General features: G+C 32.5%; 20 protein-coding genes and 4 tRNA genes. 7 read left to right on the plus strand and 17 right to left on the minus strand.

What is annotated here, in order from left to right:
• Nucleotides 1–154 precede the first annotated feature (154 nt).
• Both RAM17_RS09720 and RAM17_RS09725 read right to left on the minus strand, forming a co-directional pair.
• Nucleotides 155–676: a DUF2867 domain-containing protein gene (locus RAM17_RS09720; protein ID WP_110447453.1), complete on the minus strand. Its 522-nt coding sequence runs from the start codon at nt 674–676 to the stop codon at nt 155–157.
• Nucleotides 677–865: 189 nt separating this feature from the next.
• Nucleotides 866–1,612: an SDR family NAD(P)-dependent oxidoreductase gene (locus tag RAM17_RS09725; RefSeq protein ID WP_110447452.1), complete on the minus strand. Its 747-nt coding sequence runs from the start codon at nt 1,610–1,612 to the stop codon at nt 866–868.
• 111 nt (nt 1,613–1,723) lie between these two features.
• Between RAM17_RS09725 and RAM17_RS09730 the strand changes: the two genes are divergently transcribed.
• Nucleotides 1,724–2,653, plus strand: coding sequence for a LysR family transcriptional regulator (locus RAM17_RS09730; RefSeq protein WP_110447451.1), 930 nt, complete (start codon nt 1,724–1,726; stop codon nt 2,651–2,653).
• A 797-nt stretch (nt 2,654–3,450) separates the two neighbouring features.
• Here RAM17_RS09730 and RAM17_RS09735 read toward each other — a convergent pair.
• From RAM17_RS09735 to RAM17_RS09755, 5 genes are all read right to left on the minus strand, one after another.
• On the minus strand, nt 3,451–3,726 hold the full coding sequence (locus tag RAM17_RS09735) for a hypothetical protein (RefSeq protein ID WP_110447450.1): 276 nt from the start codon (nt 3,724–3,726) through the stop codon (nt 3,451–3,453).
• 729 nt (nt 3,727–4,455) lie between these two features.
• Nucleotides 4,456–4,531 (minus strand) — tRNA-Gly (locus RAM17_RS09740).
• 71 nt (nt 4,532–4,602) lie between these two features.
• Nucleotides 4,603–4,860, minus strand: coding sequence for a DUF1145 domain-containing protein (locus tag RAM17_RS09745; protein WP_086364237.1), 258 nt, complete (start codon nt 4,858–4,860; stop codon nt 4,603–4,605).
• The gene (gene rsmD, locus RAM17_RS09750; protein ID WP_110447449.1) at nt 4,860–5,423 is read right to left on the minus strand and encodes a 16S rRNA (guanine(966)-N(2))-methyltransferase RsmD; all 564 of its coding nucleotides are present in this window, start codon (nt 5,421–5,423) and stop codon (nt 4,860–4,862) included. The genes RAM17_RS09745 and rsmD overlap by 1 nt, the downstream gene beginning before the upstream one ends.
• Nucleotides 5,424–5,436: 13 nt before the next feature.
• Nucleotides 5,437–7,977, minus strand: coding sequence for a penicillin-binding protein 1A (locus RAM17_RS09755; protein WP_220000037.1), 2,541 nt, complete (start codon nt 7,975–7,977; stop codon nt 5,437–5,439).
• 446 nt (nt 7,978–8,423) lie between these two features.
• On the opposite strand from RAM17_RS09755, the gene RAM17_RS09760 reads away from it, so the two are divergent.
• Nucleotides 8,424–8,828, plus strand: coding sequence for a protein YgfX (locus tag RAM17_RS09760; RefSeq protein WP_110447448.1), 405 nt, complete (start codon nt 8,424–8,426; stop codon nt 8,826–8,828).
• Nucleotides 8,829–8,867: 39 nt separating this feature from the next.
• Here the strand turns inward: RAM17_RS09760 and tusA are convergent, their stop codons facing one another.
• The 6 genes from tusA to RAM17_RS09790 form a co-directional block, all read right to left on the minus strand.
• Complete coding sequence (gene tusA, locus RAM17_RS09765; RefSeq protein ID WP_110447447.1) at nt 8,868–9,098, minus strand: sulfurtransferase TusA; 231 nt, start codon at nt 9,096–9,098, stop codon at nt 8,868–8,870.
• Nucleotides 9,099–9,124: 26 nt separating this feature from the next.
• Entirely contained in the window at nt 9,125–9,931 is an 807-nt protein-coding gene (locus tag RAM17_RS09770; protein ID WP_110447446.1) for a Cof-type HAD-IIB family hydrolase, read from the minus strand.
• 116 nt (nt 9,932–10,047) lie between these two features.
• Entirely contained in the window at nt 10,048–11,340 is a 1,293-nt protein-coding gene (locus tag RAM17_RS09775) for a secretin N-terminal domain-containing protein (RefSeq protein ID WP_110447445.1), read from the minus strand.
• 29 nt (nt 11,341–11,369) lie between these two features.
• Nucleotides 11,370–11,741: a hypothetical protein gene (locus RAM17_RS09780; RefSeq protein WP_110447444.1), complete on the minus strand. Its 372-nt coding sequence runs from the start codon at nt 11,739–11,741 to the stop codon at nt 11,370–11,372.
• Nucleotides 11,738–12,211: a hypothetical protein gene (locus tag RAM17_RS09785; RefSeq protein ID WP_110447443.1), complete on the minus strand. Its 474-nt coding sequence runs from the start codon at nt 12,209–12,211 to the stop codon at nt 11,738–11,740. Before RAM17_RS09785 ends, RAM17_RS09780 begins: the two co-directional genes overlap by 4 nt.
• Nucleotides 12,204–13,151 carry a PilN domain-containing protein gene (locus RAM17_RS09790; RefSeq protein WP_110447442.1) on the minus strand — a complete coding sequence of 316 codons (948 nt, stop codon included), beginning with the start codon at nt 13,149–13,151 and terminating at the stop codon, nt 12,204–12,206. The genes RAM17_RS09785 and RAM17_RS09790 overlap by 8 nt, the downstream gene beginning before the upstream one ends.
• 200 nt (nt 13,152–13,351) lie before the next feature.
• Here RAM17_RS09790 and RAM17_RS09795 point away from each other — a divergent pair.
• The 4 genes from RAM17_RS09795 to RAM17_RS09810 all read left to right on the plus strand — a co-directional run bounded on the left by RAM17_RS09795 (nt 13,352) and on the right by RAM17_RS09810 (nt 15,032).
• Nucleotides 13,352–13,427: transfer RNA gene (locus tag RAM17_RS09795), tRNA-Val, on the plus strand.
• Between the two features lie 35 nt (nt 13,428–13,462).
• A tRNA-Val gene (locus RAM17_RS09800) sits at nt 13,463–13,538 on the plus strand.
• Between the two features lie 16 nt (nt 13,539–13,554).
• Nucleotides 13,555–13,630, plus strand: a tRNA-Lys gene (locus RAM17_RS09805).
• A gap of 784 nt (nt 13,631–14,414) precedes the next feature.
• Nucleotides 14,415–15,032, plus strand: a complete 618-nt coding sequence (locus tag RAM17_RS09810) for a tetratricopeptide repeat protein (protein ID WP_110447441.1) — start codon at nt 14,415–14,417, stop codon at nt 15,030–15,032.
• A gap of 115 nt (nt 15,033–15,147) precedes the next feature.
• Here the strand turns inward: RAM17_RS09810 and RAM17_RS09815 are convergent, their stop codons facing one another.
• The gene (locus RAM17_RS09815) at nt 15,148–17,109 is read right to left on the minus strand and encodes a glycoside hydrolase family 3 protein (protein WP_110447440.1); all 1,962 of its coding nucleotides are present in this window, start codon (nt 17,107–17,109) and stop codon (nt 15,148–15,150) included.
• Nucleotides 17,110–17,504: 395 nt separating this feature from the next.
• On the opposite strand from RAM17_RS09815, the gene RAM17_RS09820 reads away from it, so the two are divergent.
• On the plus strand, nt 17,505–18,461 hold the full coding sequence (locus tag RAM17_RS09820) for a tetratricopeptide repeat protein (protein ID WP_146208311.1): 957 nt from the start codon (nt 17,505–17,507) through the stop codon (nt 18,459–18,461).
• 36 nt (nt 18,462–18,497) lie between these two features.
• On the opposite strand, the gene RAM17_RS09825 is transcribed toward RAM17_RS09820, so the two are convergent.
• The 3 genes from RAM17_RS09825 to RAM17_RS09835 all read right to left on the minus strand — a co-directional run bounded on the left by RAM17_RS09825 (nt 18,498) and on the right by RAM17_RS09835 (nt 21,691).
• On the minus strand, nt 18,498–19,124 hold the full coding sequence (locus tag RAM17_RS09825; protein WP_173795321.1) for a LysE/ArgO family amino acid transporter: 627 nt from the start codon (nt 19,122–19,124) through the stop codon (nt 18,498–18,500).
• Between the two features lie 688 nt (nt 19,125–19,812).
• Entirely contained in the window at nt 19,813–21,159 is a 1,347-nt protein-coding gene (locus tag RAM17_RS09830) for an APC family permease (RefSeq protein ID WP_110447438.1), read from the minus strand.
• 112 nt (nt 21,160–21,271) lie between these two features.
• Entirely contained in the window at nt 21,272–21,691 is a 420-nt protein-coding gene (locus RAM17_RS09835; protein ID WP_110447437.1) for an OsmC family protein, read from the minus strand.
• Between the last annotated feature and the right edge of the window lie 107 nt (nt 21,692–21,798).

Here is a 21,798-nt window from a genome sequence, read left to right on the forward strand (position 1 = left end):
ACTCCTTATATATTTCAAATTATTTGCATAAATCTTTAGCCAAATTTTTCAGAGCTAAAAACTTTTACTTATTCTGACTTGTTTTTTATAACACGAAATAAAGTTAAAAATGATTAATTATGCAATCAAATTCAACCAACATTTACTAATACATTTATTTTTTAGCTTTAAGATTAATCAATAGTCTATTAACAATAAATGGATGTAGAACAGACACAGGTGCCATATATATCTTGCCGATAACATTATGATTTTTGACTGATGTAATTACATACAATTTATTTTGTTTATCATTATCATCAATTAAACGAAGGTGTAAACAAACATCTAGATGATGATCTCTAATGATTAAAGTTAATTTATCTTTTTCTAACTCAATAACGTTAAAAAAATGCACTTTATCGCCAACATTAGGTATATTTTTACTTAACTGTTCAAAACCTTTTATTGTTCTAATTCCTACCATTCTGCCTAAAAAATCTCTCATCTTAAATAATATTTTAAGCCATTTAGGTTGAGATTGAGTCATCATTCTATAAGCGTCATAAGCAGAAATATCGCTAGGAATAGAGGCTGTTTGGTAACTTAAATAATCAATATCTTCCGCAATTAAAGCAACCTGACGGTTTAATAAACTATTTAATTTATTAATAATTTTTGTTTTTCTAATATTCATCACTAACTCAATTGTGTTGTAACTTACTTATTAATTAGATTAAAAGCATAAAAAATACATTTTTAACTAATAATTCAATTGGCAAGTAAATAAAATTATTGGTTAATTTTGCAGTATGATTATACATTTATCAATCAATAATATATAAATAGTCACTACTTGAAGTTTTATTTAATTTTAGGTATTTTTCTACCAAACACCCGTTGAGGCGCCACCATCTACAATCATTGTCGTTCCTGTCACAAATTCACTTTGCGTTAAATAAACAGCTGCATCAACGATATTTTGCGGATTGCCAATTTTTCCCATGGGAGACATTTTAGCTAAATTTTCTCTATCTTGTGCATTATGAATTGCATTAAGGGGGGTATCAATTACACCTGGAGCAATGGCATTCACTTGTATATTTGATGAAGATAATTCTAAAGCTAATGCTCGCGTAGCTTGATTTATTCCACCTTTAATCAATACAGGTAATAATGTAGGTAACTTAGCATTCGGCTGAATAGCAATTGATGCAGTTATATTAATGATATGACCAGCGCCATTGTTCATCATATGGTTAGCAGCTGTTTGTGATGGATAAAAAAAGCCTTTCAAATTGGTATTGATGATTGTATCAACATCTTCCTCAGTATAATTAATGATAGGTTTGGCAATAAAAATTCCTGCATTATTAATTAAAACATCAACTTTATTAAAACGCTCTATCGCTTTGGCAAATAATTTTTTCGAAGTTTCTGGTTTACCGATATCGCCAGAAATAAGAAGTAAACGCTCAGGGTTACCCAACTTAACAGCCATAGCCTCTAAATTAGCACTATTACGGCCATTAGCCACAACATTATAATTTAACTCTAGATATGCTTTGACAAGTGCTGAACCTATCCCCCCAGCAGCGCCAGTAATAATAGCTGTTTTATTTGAAATACTCATAAAACTCTCCAGTAATATATTTAACATTTAGCAATACTGTAATCTATGTTTTAAAATTGAAAAACAGGCTATAATTAATTACAGTTATTACATAATGTAATTAATGGAATTATGTCACGTCATTACAAAGATTTTCAGTTAAGTAGTATCGAACACTTTTGCCTTACTGTTGAGAAAGGCAGTTTTACAGCAGCTGCAAACATGCTAGGTATTACACCAGCAGCGGTTAGCCGATCAATTGCTCGTTTAGAAGATAGATTAAATGTCCGATTGTTTGTCAGAACAACACGCCAATTGCGCGTTACATCTTTCGGGCAAGCATATTATGAGCAATGCCGACAAGCGTTAAATCAGTTAAATGATGCAGAACTTACAATAAAGAACACACAAAGTTCATTGCACGGTTTGATAAGAATAAGTGCACCAACACCATTTACCCATTTTAGACTAATTCCCTTTTTGCTACTATTTAAGAAAAAGTATCCAAATATCCATATTGATATACATTCTAGTAATCGCAATATAATTTTTTCCGAAGATAATTTTGATATAGCAATAAGAGGACAAAAACCGAAAGACTGTAATCTAATCGCCAGAAAATTAGAGGATTCAGAATTAATTGTTGTGGCAACCCCAACATATTTACAAAATATGGGGATCCCAGTTATGTTAGAAGATTTAAAAAAACATAATTGTATTGAATTTGAATTACCGAGTACAGGACGTAAAATCTCATGGCACTTCTGTAAAAAAGGAAAACCAATAGAGTTAGAAATAAAAGGCAACTTTACTATATTGGATGATTTTTTGGCAACTAATGAATTAGTCAAAAATCATGCCGGCCTTATGCAAGTTTATCGTTTTTCAATAGAAAAAGAATTAAAAAGTGGTGAACTCGTTGAGGTATTAAAGGAATTTAATGGCGCAACACGGCCATTCTTTTTATTATACCCACATGCCAAATACCTACCGCTGAATGTAAGGTTATTTGTTGATAGTTTAATAGAATATATGAGCTTAACAAAACAAGATTATTTATAATTAAATAAAAAAACTATTCTACTCTATAATAGAAATACAATCGATTCATAGTTGGGACTTACTTCTTTTAAATTCGCGTAACCAATACCAAACTTCTGACCTCAATAAGAGTAGATAAGGCGATAAAATAGATAGGTATAAAGAAACAATAAAAATATTGTCATTAGTCTATGCTTTCAGAGTTTTTTAATTTATGAATAATAATTCAATTAGTGATATGGCGAGTATATCAATACAAATTACAAAAAAGTAAAGAACAAACATCATTTTGATACGATTACTTATGCGATATTAGCTATCTTTTGGTTAAACACTCTATTTAACTTATGGGGTGTAGTATTATGGTGAGTTTCTGTATTCGGTTTGGTCTTTTAAATTATCAATAATAATCTACGCTAATCAATTTAAGTAATAGGATCAGGTTTATAAGCAAAGATTCTTCCTTTCTAATAACCAATCGCGTCTTTCAATAGTAAATGCTTATCATAATACCTAAAGATATTGTAATGTAACTCAGTTTTTCCATCAAAGTCATTGCTTTGAGAACGCAGATTTTTCTCTATTTCATTAATGCAAAAACTATCTATCTCGCCTCATGCTTTGTAATTGACTTATCAAACGATTGTTCTTTATTCATTAATGAGGGATATGGATGAACCGATCCGCCATTATGGTTGTAATAGACTTGATCTATTTTGTATTTGGTATCAATAGATCTAACTGGGTGTAGCTACCTATTTTATAGAAGTAAGTTTCTCTATTTTGCTTATGCAGCATAGTCCTGTATACCATAATTATTAACTTATTATTTTAAGTTGCTTCTTTAATGACTCTATTTCCGCTAATAATTTTGGAATGTCTTGTCGAGCATGAGCAATAAAATCTTGATCATCGATTGTTGCGCCGAATAACTCTATATCTTCACCTCTATTATCATCTAAACCAGTCATGATAAAATTTGAACCACTAACGTGATCCCTTCCTTCTACATAAGAAATCCAAGGACCATTTGTTGCTTTACTACAACGATCTGATATTTCTTTAAGTTCCTGATCTGTAAGTATACTTTTCATTAAAAATTACCTTTCTTCTACAATAATTTTGAAATATCCATTAACTATGCCGCTTTTTAACGATTCATTCCTTATAAGCTTGCATGATGTGGATTAGAAGCATTTGGAGGGGATATCTCCCTCCTGTTGCTCGTATGTCACCAACATTATTACGTTATATTCCATTACCTAATTATCTAATGTTTTTGTAAATCTATAGTTAACAGAAACATTTTACGAATTTTCTTTGTGTCTATTTTATCGCCAATCAATCTGGAAAACAAACTCATCTTCTACAAACAATGACTTTATCTGACATAGAATCTATTCCAAAAGGATCAAACCAAACTATTGGATTAGAAGTATACTAATATAAGTTAATCCCAACCAATAACATAATCGGATTTGGAGTGATAAATCTCCCTATTTACTTCTCATAAAACTTAAAAGTTTCGTAATATAATCTGGCTTCTTCACCAAAATATTAGCTTTGATATTTTAGGTTTTGTTCAATTTTATTGATACATAAGCTATCAACTTTACACCATGTTTTATAATTGGCTCACAAAACGATAGTACTTTGTTGATTAGTGAGTTCTATGAGTATACCAATTGTTGAGTCGGTATGTCTGTAGTAGAATTGATGCATTTCATTTACGTACTTATATAGACACAGAGATGGCAATTATTGACAGTTCCAAAAAGGGAAATATGTTAACTGTTGATTATAGGATACTATAAATCTTAAATTGGAGCGGGAAACGAGGTTCGAACTCGCGACCTCAACCTTGGCAAGGTTGCGCTCTACCAACTGAGCTATTCCCGCATATTGAATGCTTCGAAAGAAGTGGTGAGCATTATACAAAAATATTCGTGTATGGCAACCTTTTTTAATCGTTATTTTTTGTTCTTCCAGCTAAGTGTTTCAAAAACACCAAAAATAAAAAGTCTAAGTGCTTTAAATTTATCCTGCTGCTTTTCTTGATTGGTCATCGTTGATTGTAATAACCAAGCTTGTAAGCCATGTGTTATAACAAAAGCGGCCAATCCAACGTATGCAACAACATTGGCTGGCTTTGGAAATGGATGAACTAAGTTAAATAATAAAAATAACCATATAAATGAATAGATTAATTTACCCAAAAGTATAAACATTATTTGTCTTCTCGTATAAATAGATAGCTATGAACTTGTCCGGCTGTTTTCTCTCTATGTAAATACCAATTTGATGGAATATAACTAGTTAGATCATGAGTGGTTTCAGACTCGATGTAAATATAAGCGGATGAATTAAACCAATGATTATTTTCAAGTAGTGTTATTGTCTTTTCAATCAATGATTGATGAAAAGGTGGATCGATAAAAACAACATCAAATTGTTTTTGCGCAGGTTTATCTAACCATTGAAAAGTATCGGTTGCATAAATGTCAATATTATCACTTGCAATGAGTTGTTTATTTTTTTTCAGCTGATTAGCTACCTGCTTGTCTTTCTCTAATAAAGTGACTGATTGAGCTCCACGTGATGCAGCTTCAAAACCTAATGAACCACTACCTGAAAAACAATCTAAACAATTGCTATTTTGTATAATTGGCATTAACCAATTATACAAAGTTTCTTTTACCCTATCTGTGGTTGGGCGCAGGCCTTGCTTATCAAGAACCGACAATTTTCTACCGCGCCATTTACCACCAATAATTCTTATTGAACCATTCATATAATAACCTTACTTAGAATAGTTCTTGAGTATTGCCTTGTGAATCCGTCACACTAGTACCAACTTCTTGTGATCCATATGTAGTTGGCTCAGTTCCTTTAATAAAATATTCTGACATTGTTCTTGCACCAGAACCTGGTAACATGCCTGTTCGTTGATCAATTGTCACTGAAATCACATTATCTGGTTTTACATCTTGTTTTTCTGGTACATCTTTAAGAGCAACTTTCATATAATCAACCCAGACTGGATTAGCTGTAACTGCACCAGCTTCGGCACGGAAAGTCCGCCCTAAAGCACGACGGTGATCATCAAAGCCCATCCAAACCGATGTTACAATGTTGCCACCAAACCCAGAAAACCAAACATCTTTCGATTGGTTAGTAGTACCTGTTTTACCACCAACGTCTCTTCGACCCAAGGCTTTTACACGCCACGCTGTACCTTGCCAATCAGAACCACCAAACACGATGGTACGTAAACCATCTTTCATAATATAAGCAATACCACTATCAACCGTATGTGGCGCATATTTAGGTGTTACATCAGCGGTTTTGTTATCATTATTAATATCAGGTAAGATTAGATTATCTTCTGACTTAAGATTAGCCTCTTCAGGCTCTTCATTACCAAGTTCATTCGATTCGTTTTCAACATTATCTAACGATACTGAAACTGAATCAAATTTCACAACCTCATCTTTACAATTATGACAAGCAATCAATGGTTGGTGTTGATAAAACACTCCACTGCCATTATCGTGCTCAATTTTTTCAATTAAATATGGTGTGATTAAATAACCACCGTTCACGATTACTGAATATGCCCTAGCAACTTGTAAAGGTGTAAATGATGCTGAACCTAAGGCTAATGATTCATTATGAGAAATATTTTCTTTCGGGAATCCGAAACGTTCTAAATAGGTTGCCGCATAGTCGATACCTATAGCACGTAGTGCCCTTACCATCATCACATTTTTAGACATTCCTAAACCGATTCGCATTCTTAATGGCCCTGCGTAGGTTGGCGGTGAATTTTTAGGACGCCATGTCACACTACCAGTAGTCCGCACAATAGGTGCGTCATTAAGCAGAGTTGCCATAGTTAAGCCCTGTTCTAACGTTGCTGTATAGATAAATGGTTTAATATTAGAGCCCAACTGACGTAATGCTTGTGTTGCACGATTAAATTTACTTAAGTTGAAATCGTAACCACCAACAATAGCCTTAATAGCCCCATTATCCGAATCAAGAGAAACCAATGCAGCATTAACAGCAGGTATTTGCGCTAAAGCCCAATTATCACCAGATTTTTTCACCCAAATTAATTGACCTGCTTTTAATGTATCGTTAACTTTTCTTGGTGAAGCACCTTGTTGATTATCATTAATAAACTTTCTTGCCCACTTCATATCTTGATAAGCAATGGTAATATTACTTTTATCAGATAATACAGCTTTTGCTTCTTTATCATTCGATTCTAATACCACTGCTGGACACATACCGCTGTAGCAGATATATTTATGTAAGGCTGCTTGGATTTGATCTTCATCTAAGGCTGGCTCATTATTTTCCCATAAGATTTTTTCAGGGCCACGATAGCCATGTCGCATATCATAATCAATAATATGTTTTTGAACTGCTTCAGTTGCTGCAACTTGATCTGTTTTAGAGATTGTCGTATAAACTTTGTAACCATCAGTATAAGCATTTTCACCAAATTTATCGTACATAAATTGTCTCGCCATTTCAGCAACATATGGCGCAGAAAATTCAATATTTGGTGTATGGTAACTTGCATTTAATGGTTGCTTAATTGCTTCATCATATTCAGCTTGAGTAATATAAGATTGGTCTAACATTCGTCCCAATACCCAGTTGCGTCTAATTAACGCTTTATCTGGATGAGAAATCGGATTGAATGCTGAAGGTGCATTTGGTAAACCAGCAAGCAATGCGGCTTCATCTATGGTTAACTGGTCTGGAGTTTTACCAAAAAAAGTAAATGATGCGGCTGCTATACCATAAGCTCGTGATCCAAAATTGATCATATTAAGATATAATGCCATTATCTCGTCTTTAGATAATTCTTGCTCCATACGTATAGCAATAATCATCTCTTTTACTTTACGAGATATGCTTTTTTCAGGTGTTAAGAAAAAGTTCTTAGCAACTTGTTGGGTGATAGTACTACCACCTTGTGAAAAACCTTTTTGCTTTAATCCTACATACATTGCTCGCACAATACCAATTGGGTCAATGCCAAAATGTTCATGAAAACGAGCATCTTCAGTAGCGATAACAGCATTTACGACAACAGGTGGAATTTGATCATATTTTAATGGTATTCGTCGACGTTCACCAAAAACAGCGATCAATTCACCATCTTTACTGAGAACTTGCATAGGTGTTTGCAATCTAACATCTTTTAATGTTGCAACATCCGGTAGATCTTTTGAATAATAGCTATAACCAGCTATGCCAATAATTAAACCACAAAGAAATAAACCTATAAAAAGTTTAAGGCAAAATTTTAATATTTTTAGTATTATCACAAATCATTCCTATCCAATTGATTTTTAATCAAAGAAAGATAATAAAACTGTTGTTATATTTATTAATATCATTTTTAACCGACGAGTATACTACTTACTCGATAAGACTCAAAATAAAAAGCAATAATTATCTATATTGCAAATAATACTTGAATCAAATTTTTAACCATTAATTCTTTTAATTTAAACAAGAAATTTAAATTAAAGTTAAAGTTAAAGTTAATTGCCATTTTTATACATCGTTACTAATACATTGATTAATAAATTACTACAACCAATACGTTATAAAACAACAACCAAATAGCTAATAAATTGACGATGTTAACCGTATTATTACTAAATTATTCAAGAATTTTGCGTATTATCTCACAATATTTTTATATTTTTAAATAAAACAGATAAAACAATTAAATAATTGTGCTTTACATCAATTTAAGAATATTAATATGTGGAGCACAAATCTTACTCGATCTTTTTTACAATTATTGGGTTCTAGTTGTTTTTATTTAATTTTAATTATGATAAGTTTTATTCAGTTAGCCGATACATTCTTGAATTGTTATATCTATATTTTAATTTTAGTTTTAATCGTTGAATGGTGGCGTAGTGTCAATTATTTCAGAACTATTAAAGGTGAATTGGCATTATTTGAATATATACACCAAATTTATTGGCATAAACAACGTTGGCATTTAATGCGAAAACCACTGCTTTTACGTTATATGGTAATTTTAAATTTAAAATCATGTCGTGATGGCAAAAGAAGAGTATTATTTTTAATGATCGATAATCTTGCACCTAATGATTGGCGCACACTACACTATCATTTAAAACAAATTGATTTATCGTAATAAAAATGAATTTAATTGAAAATTATTCAGATCAATTTATTAATGTGATTTTTTAATCCAATATTCAAATGGTATAGATTCAATCTGAGCATTAACTAATTGATGATCCATATGCCGACAAAAGCTAGGAATATCACGAGTTGTAGCCAAATCATCAGCTATAACATGTAAGATTTGACCAACAGCTAATTCTCTAATCGCTTTACGAACCAGCATAATGGGTTCTGGGCAACGCAAGCCCAGAGTATTAAGATCTTTATCAACAATCATATTTATGGTTAATATAACTATTCAAATTAAAGTAAAAGATTAGCTAAATAGTGAGGTACAGCATCATCAGCATTAGAGCCAATTACTTCAAGTTCAGGAAGTAATGACTTAAGTTCAGGACTTGCATCTTTCATGATACAACCCTTCCCTGCTATTTTTAACATTTCATAGTCATTCATTCCATCACCAAAGGCAATACTATCTTTAAGCTGATAACCTAAACTTTCAACCACTAATTTTAATGCACTACCTTTAGTTACATTTTCCGCCATCACTTCAAGACAGTTTGCTGTAGAAAAAGCGATACTAACTTTTTTGCCGAATTGTTGTTCAATTTTGTGTTTTAGTTCAACCAAATGATGGTTATGTGCAACATCAGAAGTGGTAAAATAAATTTTGGCAATATCATCAGCGACAAAATTACGCGGATCGAAAAATTGATATTTAAATTGCGTGTCAGTAAAAAAACTAAGCGAATATGCATCTGGTTTATTAATTAACCAATCATCACCACGATAAACATGCGTATAAATATATGAACTGTCTTGACAAATTTGTGCTAACTCACAGGCTAGATTAGGCTCAAAGCTACGACTAAAAACTAAATTACCTCGACTATCATGAACTCTAGCACCATTTGAGGTTATCATAAAAGCGTCGATTTCCATATTTTCACGCATTTGACCAACATCGATATGATGTCGACCAGTAGCAAAGGCAAAGTGAATCCCCATTTGACGTAAAGCTTGAAGAATTTTTTTAGTAAATGGCGATAAGCTATGCTCAGTATTTAGCAAAGTGCCATCTAAATCAGAAGCGACAAAATGAAACATGATATTCTCAACTTTTATAATAAATTGTAATTCTAGTGACTATATTTTGCATTGAGTTAATAGGCTCAAAACAAAGTAACAAAATAAGATTGAGTATGATACAACTCCATGGCTATTTACTCAACTAATTGCGGAGTAATAAAGATAACTAATTCTCGTTTTTGTTGTTTTTTTGTTTTATTTTTAAAAGCATTACCGATAATGGGTACATTGCTAATGCCTGGAACACTATTTTTACTAACATTATTAATTTGTTGGAAAATTCCACCTAATACAACAGTTTCGCCACTTTTAATTTTGACTTGCGTTCTAATTTCCTGTGTTTCAATAGCTAACGCTTCGCCCCCATCACGTCGCTTTATTGAACGACCAGCCGTATTTTGCGTAATATATAAATCTAATATCATTTGATCGTTAGCAATAATTTTTGGGGTAACCTCTAAACCTAATACAGCTTGTTTAAATTCAATAGATGTAGCTCCATTACCACCATTTGAAACTTCATAAGGAATTTCTGTACCTTGCTTTATTGAAGCCATATTTTGATTTGCCGTTAACAAATTCGGACTTGCTATAATTTCTAACTGGTTTTCTGATTCTAATGCCGAAAGTTCAAGATTTAACAAACTACCGGAAAGTTTTGCTAAATTGAAACCGACAGAAGATGCTGCATTGGTGACACCAAAGTCAACATCAAACTTACTTAATACTTGTGATGAGTGCCCAGTATATCCCCACTTTATACCTAACTCATCCATACTTTGCTTATTCATTGTGACAATATGAGCCGAAATATGCACTTGAGGAATTGGCTGATCCAAACTTTTAGCTAATTTTTTGATATTGGAAAATTGTGTAGACATATCGGTAATAATGATTGAGTTAGTTCTTTTATCGATAATCGCTTTTCCTCGTTCGGATAATAATCCTTGTGATTGAATAGTTTCAACTAGATTATTAAGGTCGGCATGATTAACTGGAATAGTCAGCAAATTTAATGGCTTATTTAATTGCAACTCTTTTTGTTCTAGTAATTTTTTTTGAAGCAACACCTCTGGATCAACAGCTTTTGATATAAATAAGATATTATCGTCAATTTCAGCGCGTAAATTTGCAGAATTTAAAACAACTGTTAATGCTTTTTGCCATTTAACATTTTGCAGTTTAATGGTTTGTTTGGTTGACAAATCATCGACCATAACTAAGTTCATCTGTTTATTGTCAGCAAGTGCTTGCAAAATTATAGCAATGTCTGTTTGATAAAAATTTATAGAAATTAGATCGTCCGATTCAGCGCTTGATAAAGTTTTAGGATTTGCCCAACATGACATAGAAAAAAGCATAACTAATATAACAATATTTAAATATTTTTTTGCTAAACTTTTTAATATTTGGCTAATTTTAAACATTAATTATATCCTTAAACTAGAATAGTCACTTATTTTGTCAAAGGCATTGTCCATAACACAGTATGATTGCAATAGTTAGGTAAACTTGCTTGCCATAAAAGTTTATCGTCTAATACAGCACTTACAGTCCATGGAAACAAAATATGCGGTACGGTATTATCAGTAATTGCTAACCAATTATTTTCAGAAAAAAGCCATAATTGTTGGTAATGGTTCTCTATGCGTTGGATATAACCTTTATATTGCCAAACTTGGATCTGTTTATTAAGGAGATCTGTCTGCTCCTGACAACTAAAATTAATAGTTTGTAAAAAAGGATCCCTTGTTAAATGAATATCTGCATTAACATTAAAACAATAAATCATTAATAAAAAATAACTGATAATAAGATAATAATTCATTTAATATCCCTTTTAATCAATATGTTAAATTTAATTTGCAAATAAGTATCTTGCTTATCAATAGTAAAATTCTGAAAATTTAAATAATAAAAATTGTCATTTAACTCACTAATAAATTGCATAAAATTAATAAACTGCCCTCGTAGCTCAATATGCCAATAACTTGACAATTCATTTTTCTCATATTTAAAGGAAGTTAAGTGCAATTGATTACGTTTGATTGCTTTAGCAAACTCAAGTTCTGTTAGTAAAGTTAACGAACTTTTTTTAGCAGATTGATAACGTTCAATTTTTGATTGAAGTAATTTAATTGCCGTTTTCTTTTCTTCATATATTGTAATTTGCATCTCTGTTTGTTGTTTTAGTTCTTGAATAAAAAACTGATAACAGATGAAAAACACAATTGAAGGTAGCAAAAAGCTGATTAAGTATTGTTGCCAAATAGGTCTATAAAAAAAATCATTATTCATTTAATTCAATATCCAGTTGAAACAACAAACTATCTCCACTATTTTCGATATTTTTAACCAAGCTACTATTTACCTCATGACTGGATAAAAGTTGCTGATTAAAATTAATAATATCGACATAATTAATACTTTGACCGATAATTTTTATATGCTGTGCTTCATATTCATACAATCTTAACCAGATTGTCTCTGGCAGCATTTCTGCAAACATTTGTAGCGATTGTTGAATCTGTTTTTGACTAGGTGAAGGATTAGGAATAAAACTTGCTAATTGAGCAGACAATTGCTGTTCTAGCACTTGTTGTGTTGATAGCTGTTTCGAATATTGACTAAATGTAGTTTGGCTATCAAGTAAAAGATAAAAGAAGAAACAACTCAGTAAACCAATGAAGCTAACCATGAAAAGTAGTAATTGAAACTGGTGCTGCCTTGCTTTTTGCTGGCGCCACGGTAAAAAATTAAATCTTATATTTTCCAACTTACTATTAATAGAAAGCAAAGTTAAACCATGCTTTTTGGATAAATCTATCCAATAATTAGCTGTATCACTCTCACAAATAGCAATCATAATAGTTTTTTGAGGGCCTGCTAATGACACAAAATCGAAAAACATATTGTTTGCCGGTAATTGAAATAGTTTATTGATTATTGCTTTTACATATAAAGTTAATTCTGCTGAATTTAATTTCACCTCAGGATAAGCCGTTTTCTGAAACTGAACGTAACTTTGGCCTAAATTCAGTGCTATTGCAGTTAATTTTGGCTGCTGTTTTTTTAAATTTTGTATCAGTTGCTCAATATCAGTCGAGTTTTGATAAGGAATATCAGCTAAATTTTCATTATTAGAATGTCCGTTAAGGGCTTTAACAGTTACCACTTGATAGCGTAATATTTCTGGTTCGATTGTAATAACAGCACATTTTTTATTAAAAACTATCATATGTATCTTAAATAATGTTGATTAGTGATATCAAAAATCATAATCATAATTAGCTGGATATAAGCCAACAATATGCATATTTGCGAAGTATCATCCAAAAAATGTCTAAAATTAAACCGAACAGGGTCAATTTTAAGAAAATTTAAAAAAAAAGGTTGACTGAAATAAGACGTGCCTTATAATGCACATCCACACGGTAAGGGTGATTAGCTCAGTTGGGAGAGCACCTCCCTTACAAGGAGGGGGTCACTGGTTCGAACCCGGTATCACCCACCAATTCTTACCGTGATGTTTTAGAAATAAAACACTTGGGGTGATTAGCTCAGTTGGGAGAGCACCTCCCTTACAAGGAGGGGGTCACTGGTTCGAACCCGGTATCACCCACCACTTTTACTATCTTAATGGGTTGTTAGCTCAGTCGGTAGAGCAGCGGACTTTTAATCCGTTTGTCGAGCGTTCGAATCGCTCACGACCCACCACTTTTTTCTCTTTCACCTATTCCGTTACAGATAAATTACTCAGCGATGAGAACGCTAGTGTTCGACAAATTCGTCTGGAACGAATTTGAACAACACAAAGTGTTGGCCCTGAAAGGGTGAGGCACACGATGTGCCGAATAATCTAGCTCACGACCCACCAATTTTTTTCTTTTTCACTTACTCCATTACGAATAAATTATTTAGCGATAAGAACGGCTAGCGTTCGACTAATTCGTCTGGAACGAATTTGAACAACACTTGTGTTGGCCCTGAAAGGGTGAGGCACACGATGTGCCGAATAATCTAGTTCACGACCCACCACTTTTTTTCTCTTTCACCTATTCCATTACAGAGATAAATTACTTAGCGATGAGAACGCTAGCGTTCGACAAATTCGTCTGGAACGAATTTGAACAACACAAAGTGTTGGCCCTGAAAGGGTGAGGCACACGATGTGCCGAATAATCTAGCTCACGACCCACCACTTTTTTCTCTTTCACCTATTCCATTACAGATAAATTACTCAGCGATGATAGCGCTTGCGTTCGACTAATTCGTCTGGAACGAATTTAAACAACACAAAGTGTTGGCCCTGAAAGGGTCAGGCACACGATGTGCCGAATAATCTAGCTCACCCATCACCATTTTACTGCCCAAAAGAAAACTATTGATAATTTTGTAAACTTGCTTATAAAATAGCTAAATTACATAACGACAATAGATTTATCTATAACGAATAAATTCGTTACAGTCCTTTTACAGTAATAAAATTACTGGGTATATAATGAAAAAATTAATTCTAATCCTATCATTAGGTTTGTTCACTTATGGTTCGGTTTTTGCTGATGAACAACCTGAATTAAATTTTGAAAGTGAATATCAAAAAGCTACAGAACAAAATGATCCTGAGGCTCAATATCATGTTGGAATAATGTATTTTAATGGTTATACAGTTAAAAAACGTGTATTTAAAGGTATTGAACAAGGGGCAATTGATGAACACGAACAAAAAACTGAACCAGATTATAGCAAAGCAAAAGAATGGTTTGAAAAAGCAGCTAAACAAGGGCATATTGGCGCTCAACATAGTTTAGCTATGTTGTATTATAACGGACAAGGTACTAAGCAAAATTATCTAAAGGGTATTGAATGGGACACTAAAGCAGCGCAAAAAGGAGATCCTGTAGCACAATATACTTTAGCAATTATGTATTATAAAGGCACCGGTGTTAAACAGAATTATTTTAAAGCAAAACAATGGTTTGCTAAAGCCGCAGAACAAAACTATTTAGATTCTAAAGACCATTTATCAGTAGTTTCCAAAAAAGTTCAAGCAATTATCAAGAAAAATAATCAAGCAAAAAAACAAAAAACTAGCAGTGTTGATTGTGGATGTAGTTAATGTTGAAAAAATTATCATATTTTTCAATTTATTGCTTATTTATAGTTAAAAACTCTACTGAAAATAATAATTGTGCTATTGCCTTAACTTAATTCAATAGCACAAAATAGACGACTTAAAGCGTTAAACCATAACCTAATGGATATAATGCCTGCATGTCGTTTGCTAAATCAGAAGATTGTTTTATAACACTATCCATTGAGTCTGGTAATGCAAATGGTAATTTAGCGCTGAATGGTTTACTATCTAATAAACGTTTAAATAACACATCATCATTTACACCAAAATTTGCAACCACTGCATTTGCTATTTGTTTTACTGGAGTTAAAACTGCCGGTCTATCTAAATAAACAGTGACAACAACGGGATGTTTTTTACTTGCTTCATTAATAAATTTTATATCTTTATCATCAGCAGTATATTCTAATGAACCTTCATGATATCTTGCACCAAAGAAGTAATTTTTATGTTTTTGTTCATAAGGCGCATTAACTCTAGCAACAACCACATCAGCTTGATCCAATTTATCAACAATAGTAATTTTACCTTTTAAGGAGTTTTTAGCATCCTCAGTAAAACCATATAAATAGACTTTACTACTGGATTTCAATGGCAGAATCTTATCTTTATTTTCTAATAAAACCAATGAATCAAATTGCGCTTTATCAGCAACTTTTTGGAAATCTTGATTACCAACAAAACGGCTTGCTTCAGTAGGATCAACATAAGGATTTTCAAATTGTCCTAAAGCAAATTTTTGCGTCAAGATTGCTAAAACTGCACTATCAATAGTTTTTTCATCCAGTTTATTGTTTTTTACAGCTGACACAATAACAGAGCTATCACTCACTCCACCAAATTGTTGAACACCGGCTTGAATAGCTTTAATAAAACGTTGCTCAACAGTGAGATCTTCTACTCCCCATGGCATTCCTTCCGCTTTAGGCGCTATATCAGGTGGGTTACCGTTGATACAAACTTCATTACAATCTTTTGTAATATTCCAATCACTAATAATCACCCCTTTAAATTGATAAGTATCTCTTAATAGATCTTTCAATAAATAGCGATTAAAACCTCCGCCGACAGGTTCAATTTTATGATCATTTAATTGGGCATTTTTTAAAATAGAATAAGTCGGCATAATTGCAGCTACATTGACCTCAAATGCGCCAGTGAATGGTATGATATGTTGTTCTAAACTGTTTTTATGAGTATAGAGTGCATATTTACCATAAGAGTTATGACTATCTAACCCCTCTTCTGCAGCACCATAACCAACCCAATGTTTAACGACGGCAGCCACACTTTGTGAATTTAAGCCAAGTTTGCCATTTTGCATACCTGAAATATAACCTCGCACCATACTTTTACTTAGCATTGGATCTTCGCCAAATGTACCTTCAAAACGAGACCAACGTGGTTCGGTTCCCAAATCTGCCATGGGAGATAAAGCCTGAGTTACCCCTAGTGAACGATACTCTTGTCGAATAATGTTTCCGTACTCATTTATAATAGACTCGTTACCAATCGCAGCCATGCCTAATGTTCCTGGCCATTGGCTAAATCCAGCGTTACTCGTTACTTTATTGCCATAATAGAAAGTGTTTCGCGGATCAACACTAATGGTCAGAGGAATAGCCAGACGAGAGGACTCTGCAATTTGTTGTAATTGATTATTTTGCTCAGCAAAATCTTTTGGATTCACTTCTAAACGAGTAATTAGACTATTTACCTTATCATCAAGCACTAACTGTTTAATTTCTTCTAAATTATACTTATCTCCATGACCAAGCTCATCGCCTAAACTTTTGGCATTACCATGCATCATCAGCCCTGCTTTTTCTTCTAACGACAATTTGCTAAGTAGATCTTTAGCACGAACTTCAGGCGACAAACGCCAATCTTCAAAAGGAGACAATTTGCCATCTTTATCAAAGTCTTTAAATTCTAGATTATCAATTACAATTTTTTTTAATTGATGACTTTTAATCTCAACCTGCTCAATAGCAACTGCTTGACCAACAGCCAAAGCTGCACTAACCAATAATGCTAATTTCACTCGTTTGTTTGTCATAAGAACTCCTTGTCTATTTACTCAGTATCCAATTAATTTTGCATACCCGCTAAAACTGATATTCCCTAGTTGTTAATATATTTGGCTTTCTTAAAGCAAAAAAACCTAAACACCTCATTGAGTAAGATGTTTAGGTTTTGCCCGAATAGTTATGTCAACTAAACAGTAACAATCCAAATTTATAAATTAGCATAATATTAAAAACTTACTTTTGTTATAAACAAAAAATATTATAATTGTGATAAATATCACGTTATTATTAGATAATTTCAGCATATTCTAGTTATACATGTAATGGTAATAATTTTTAATGCCAATTAGTTTATTAAAGATCCATATATAAATGTATTTAGTAACAATAAATATTAAATTTTAGGGACAAATAAGGTGAAACAGTGACCAGATTAATAGTAATGATTAGCTTATTTTTATTTGCAATAAATACCAGCTTTGCAGTTGAAAATATTGAGGCTTTTTTTGATGAGCAATATAAAAAAGCAACGCAGCAAAATGATGCTGAAGCTCAATTCTATTTAGGCCGCATGTATCTAAAGGGTGAAGGAGTTAAACAAGATTTTACCAAGGCAAAGGAATGGTTTGAAAAAGCAACAGAACAACATCATATGAGTGCACAAGCAGTTTTGGGTTCAATGTACTTTTTTGGTTATGGAATTGATAAAAATAAACAAAAAGGTAAAGAACTGATTGAAGAATCAGCATTAAGTGGAGATCCCATCGGTCAATTTTACTTTGGTGTTCTATATGAAGAAGCCGAACCCCAAAAGACATACAAAGGAATTGAAAAAAATATAGATGATAGTGGTTTTTATCAAGACTTTGTCAAAGCTAGAGAATGGTATGAAAAAGCCGCACAACAAGGAAATATGCAAGCAACTTATAATTTAGGCGTTCTTTATGCAAATGGTCGTGGTGTTGAAAAAGATGAATTTAAAGCAAGAAAATATTATGAAATAGCTGCAAAAGGTGGTGATCGTCATGCAAAGCATAATTTGGCTATAATGTACTACAATGGTTATGCTGGACTAACCAAAGATTTGGCTAAAGGTGTAAAATTGGATATCGAAGCTGCCAAACAAGGATCACCATTAGCACAATACAATTTAGGCTTATTTTTCTATGAAGGTACTTATTTTAAGCAAGACTATACCAAAGCCAGAAAATCATTTGAGTTTGCAGCCGCTCAAAACGAAGCAGGCTCCCAATACATGTTAGCAATTATCTATGAACAAGGGCTGGGAGTTGATAAAGATCCAGAACGAGCCAAACATTATTATTATCTAGCTTGCCAAAATGGCTATGAAGAAAGTTGTACTCAAGCTAATGCTAATTGATTTTCAAGTTGAATGTTGTGGGGAAATTAACAACATTCAACTGCCATAAATAACATAAAAAATAAGTCGGTAAGCAATATAGAACATTACGACGCCTACAATTGAGTCCAATATAACCCACATTCTTTTTTGTTTAAATAATGGTATAAGTAACCTAGCACCGTAACCAATACCAAAAAACCAAATAAAAGAAACACAAACAGCACCAATTAAAAATGCCCATTTTTGCTCAGTTGATAAAGTGCCAGCTATACCACCAACAATTACAATTGTATCTAAATAAACATGGGGATTAAGTAAAGTAACAGCCAAAGTAGACAATATAACCTTAGTTAACGCATTCTTTTGTTGCTGAGTAGAATCAATTTGCATAGTGCTGTTACCTTGTATTGCACTCTTGCAGGCATTAAATCCATACCAAATCAAAAATAAAGCGCCTAAAATGGCAAGCACGTCGGTTATGATAGGATTACGACTAATAAATGCTCCGACTCCCCAAATACCGATAGCCATCAAAGTAAAATCACAGATAAAACAAATACCAGCGACAAAAAAGATATGATTTTTTAATAACCCCTGTTTAAGTACAAACAAATTTTGTGCACCAATAGCTATAATCAAACTTGCCGAAATCATCGAGCCACGTAATATTTCTGTCAGCATTGAACTTAACATCGTAAATAAGAAGCATTATACAAAAAGGTTATGAGTATAACTATTAAAACAACAATGATTATGCATCCTTTATAAAAAAACAGTGATACAATTATTAATTATTAAAAATCTAGAAGTTAACTAATCAAAATATGATTAATTAAAAAAGTACACAAGAAAGTTTTATTATCTTTGAGTTTATTATCTTATTTAGCACAAATACAATTATCAGCTTATTTGTAGATTGGTAAAAGCGGTAGTATTCTCTATTAAGCTTATAGCAAACATTGTTAGATAAATTGCAAGGTAACTATCAATAAAGAAACTGATTAACTATTTTGCTATCTTCCTGTTATTCGTTACAGTAAAACTTATGATTACTTGAGGAAGAGGTTAAAAAAACCCTTTCCTCAAATTTTTTGGCTTAAAAATGCTTTTAAAACATTTTATCCGTTATAAATTCAGACAACTAACAGCTTGATTAAACATTAACACAGCAACAATAAAGCATTAAATAGAAGATGAATATCCATAATTATCATTTAGCTGTCATCAATACTCTTACTCATCAATAAAAAATTACCATTAACCCCAAAAAATAGCAAAAAGTAAATTGCCGTGCTAAATAGATATAACAGACAATTTTTTCAGATTTTATAAAAAATTTTGCATCTAAAATGATTAAACAAAATCTTGATTATTTATTTGCTTCTAACCAACCGATTTGGCCTTGATTTTTACTTAAAATAAGAATAATCACTCCTATAATTAACCAAATACCACCAATAATTTTTGCATAATTATCAATATGTAACAACACAGGTAACAATACGACAATGCCAATAATAGGGATTAAAATATCAAATAAATTAGCTCGCCAACCATTCGAACGTTTTTTAAATTTAAAATAACCTATTACTGATACATGTAACATAATAAATGCACATAAAGCACCAACATCGACAAATGAAACTAACATTGGTAATCCCTTAGCATGATTGGCAGCAATAAATACCAACAATAGATTAAACAATGCAGAAAATAAAATTGCTCTCGAAGGCACACCACTTTTCTTACCAATCTTAGCAAAAAAAGCAGGTAATCTTTTATCTCGCCCCATACTAAATAATAGACGACTTGCCGCAGCTTGACCGACCATAGCGGCAAACGATGCCCCGACAGCTTTCATTAAACTAAGAGACCATCCTAACCATAAATTAATTTCATTATTAACTATATTATAATAAGCTTTGCCTTGTAGCTCAGGATGGTTACGTAAATATTCGCTATCATAAGGATTAAGTAAAGCTCCAATATAAATTTGTATTACAAATAAACAACCAGCAAGAATTAAACAGCTAATAATAGCTTTACTTACTAAGTTTCGCTTACCACTGTGTTCTTCTGAAAAAGTTGCTATAGCATCGAACCCTAAATAAGAAAGCACAGCAATAGAGACCGCATTAAAAAGGCTACTCCAATTAAATAACTCACCACCAATAAACGGAGTAAGCCAATCTTGTTTAGTTCCATGCGTGGTAATAATCCAAATACCAACTAAAAGCACAGCAAACATGACTGCAATCTCAACGACTAAGATAACTAATGTGATTCTAGCCGATTTTTTAACACCAATTAAATTAAGCATGGTAGTGATAACTACTGCAAAACAGGTCCATATCCAAACAGGAACTTCTGGAATTAAGGCATTTAATGAAATACCACTAAACAAATAGGCAACAGCAGGAATAAACAGATAGTCTAGTAGAAGTAACCAACCTACAAGAAATCCAGCATTAGGATGAATACCAATAGAACAATAAGCATATACAGCGCCTGCATGGGGCAAAGCATTTGACATTCTTGCATAAGAAAATGCCGTAAACGCCATCACAAAAGTCGCAACAATATAAACTAGTGCAATGGCACCATCGCTTATAACATCTAAAACTCCAAATAGCCCTACTGGAGCTGCGGGGCCAATAAAAAGCAATCCCAAAATAACTAAATCTCGAAACCGCATATTTTTACTTAATTGTTGCATAATCACTCTCGTTGTTTTCTTCCTGATAAAGGATGAAATCTTAAAGGATTAATGCAATTCAGACTAATATCAGCCGGTTATTTATTTATAACTATCAGTTATAAAAAAGTTATTAAACATGATCCCTTATTTCATAAGTGTAGGACATTTTGGCTGTCTTACCTAACATAATTGAAGCACTACAATATTTTTCAGATGCAAGTTTAATCGCCTTTTCAACAGCCTCGTTATCGATATTATTACCAGTAATTACAATATGAAAATTAATTGAGGTATACACTTTTGGCGAAGAGGTAGCTTGAGTTTTATCAATGTCGATCCAAAGATCTCGAACATCCTTTTTATTATTTTTCAAAATAGCAATAATGTCGTAAGCCATACAACCTGCAGCACCATGTAACAAAAGCTCCATAGGTCTCGCACCACGGTTTCGACCACCATGTTCAATACCGCCATCCATTACTAAGGAGTGCCCACTTGCAGTTTCAGCTAAAAAACCAAACTCATCAATCCATTTCAAACGATCTTTCATTATTTTCCCCTTTCATCAAAAATTAACTAAACATATTTATTCATATTAATTGCTAAATAACATAAGTCTTTTTAAACGATATGTCATCTTTTGAATTATTTTTTCTG

The sequence above is a fragment of the Gilliamella apis genome (assembly GCF_030758615.1).
GTDB classification, from domain to species: Bacteria; Pseudomonadota; Gammaproteobacteria; order Enterobacterales; family Orbaceae; genus Gilliamella; species Gilliamella apis_A.

Bases quoted from the DNA above. Each gene is read 5' to 3' on its own strand.
- RAM17_RS09720 (WP_110447453.1), bottom strand. From the start codon at position 676: ATGAATATTAGAAAAACAAAAATTATTAATAAATTAAATAGTTTATTA.
- RAM17_RS09725 (WP_110447452.1), bottom strand. From the start codon at position 1,612: ATGAGTATTTCAAATAAAACAGCTATTATTACTGGCGCTGCTGGGGGG.
- RAM17_RS09730 (WP_110447451.1), top strand. From the start codon at position 1,724: ATGTCACGTCATTACAAAGATTTTCAGTTAAGTAGTATCGAACACTTT.
- RAM17_RS09735 (WP_110447450.1), bottom strand. From the start codon at position 3,726: ATGAAAAGTATACTTACAGATCAGGAACTTAAAGAAATATCAGATCGT.
- RAM17_RS09745 (WP_086364237.1), bottom strand. From the start codon at position 4,860: ATGTTTATACTTTTGGGTAAATTAATCTATTCATTTATATGGTTATTT.
- rsmD (WP_110447449.1), bottom strand. From the start codon at position 5,423: ATGAATGGTTCAATAAGAATTATTGGTGGTAAATGGCGCGGTAGAAAA.
- RAM17_RS09760 (WP_110447448.1), top strand. From the start codon at position 8,424: ATGTGGAGCACAAATCTTACTCGATCTTTTTTACAATTATTGGGTTCT.
- tusA (WP_110447447.1), bottom strand. From the start codon at position 9,098: ATGATTGTTGATAAAGATCTTAATACTCTGGGCTTGCGTTGCCCAGAA.
- RAM17_RS09770 (WP_110447446.1), bottom strand. From the start codon at position 9,931: ATGTTTCATTTTGTCGCTTCTGATTTAGATGGCACTTTGCTAAATACT.
- RAM17_RS09775 (WP_110447445.1), bottom strand. From the start codon at position 11,340: ATGTTTAAAATTAGCCAAATATTAAAAAGTTTAGCAAAAAAATATTTA.
- RAM17_RS09780 (WP_110447444.1), bottom strand. From the start codon at position 11,741: ATGAATTATTATCTTATTATCAGTTATTTTTTATTAATGATTTATTGT.
- RAM17_RS09785 (WP_110447443.1), bottom strand. From the start codon at position 12,211: ATGAATAATGATTTTTTTTATAGACCTATTTGGCAACAATACTTAATC.
- RAM17_RS09790 (WP_110447442.1), bottom strand. From the start codon at position 13,151: ATGATAGTTTTTAATAAAAAATGTGCTGTTATTACAATCGAACCAGAA.
- RAM17_RS09810 (WP_110447441.1), top strand. From the start codon at position 14,415: ATGAAAAAATTAATTCTAATCCTATCATTAGGTTTGTTCACTTATGGT.
- RAM17_RS09815 (WP_110447440.1), bottom strand. From the start codon at position 17,109: ATGACAAACAAACGAGTGAAATTAGCATTATTGGTTAGTGCAGCTTTG.
- RAM17_RS09825 (WP_173795321.1), bottom strand. From the start codon at position 19,124: ATGCTGACAGAAATATTACGTGGCTCGATGATTTCGGCAAGTTTGATT.
- RAM17_RS09830 (WP_110447438.1), bottom strand. From the start codon at position 21,159: ATGCAACAATTAAGTAAAAATATGCGGTTTCGAGATTTAGTTATTTTG.
- RAM17_RS09835 (WP_110447437.1), bottom strand. From the start codon at position 21,691: ATGAAAGATCGTTTGAAATGGATTGATGAGTTTGGTTTTTTAGCTGAA.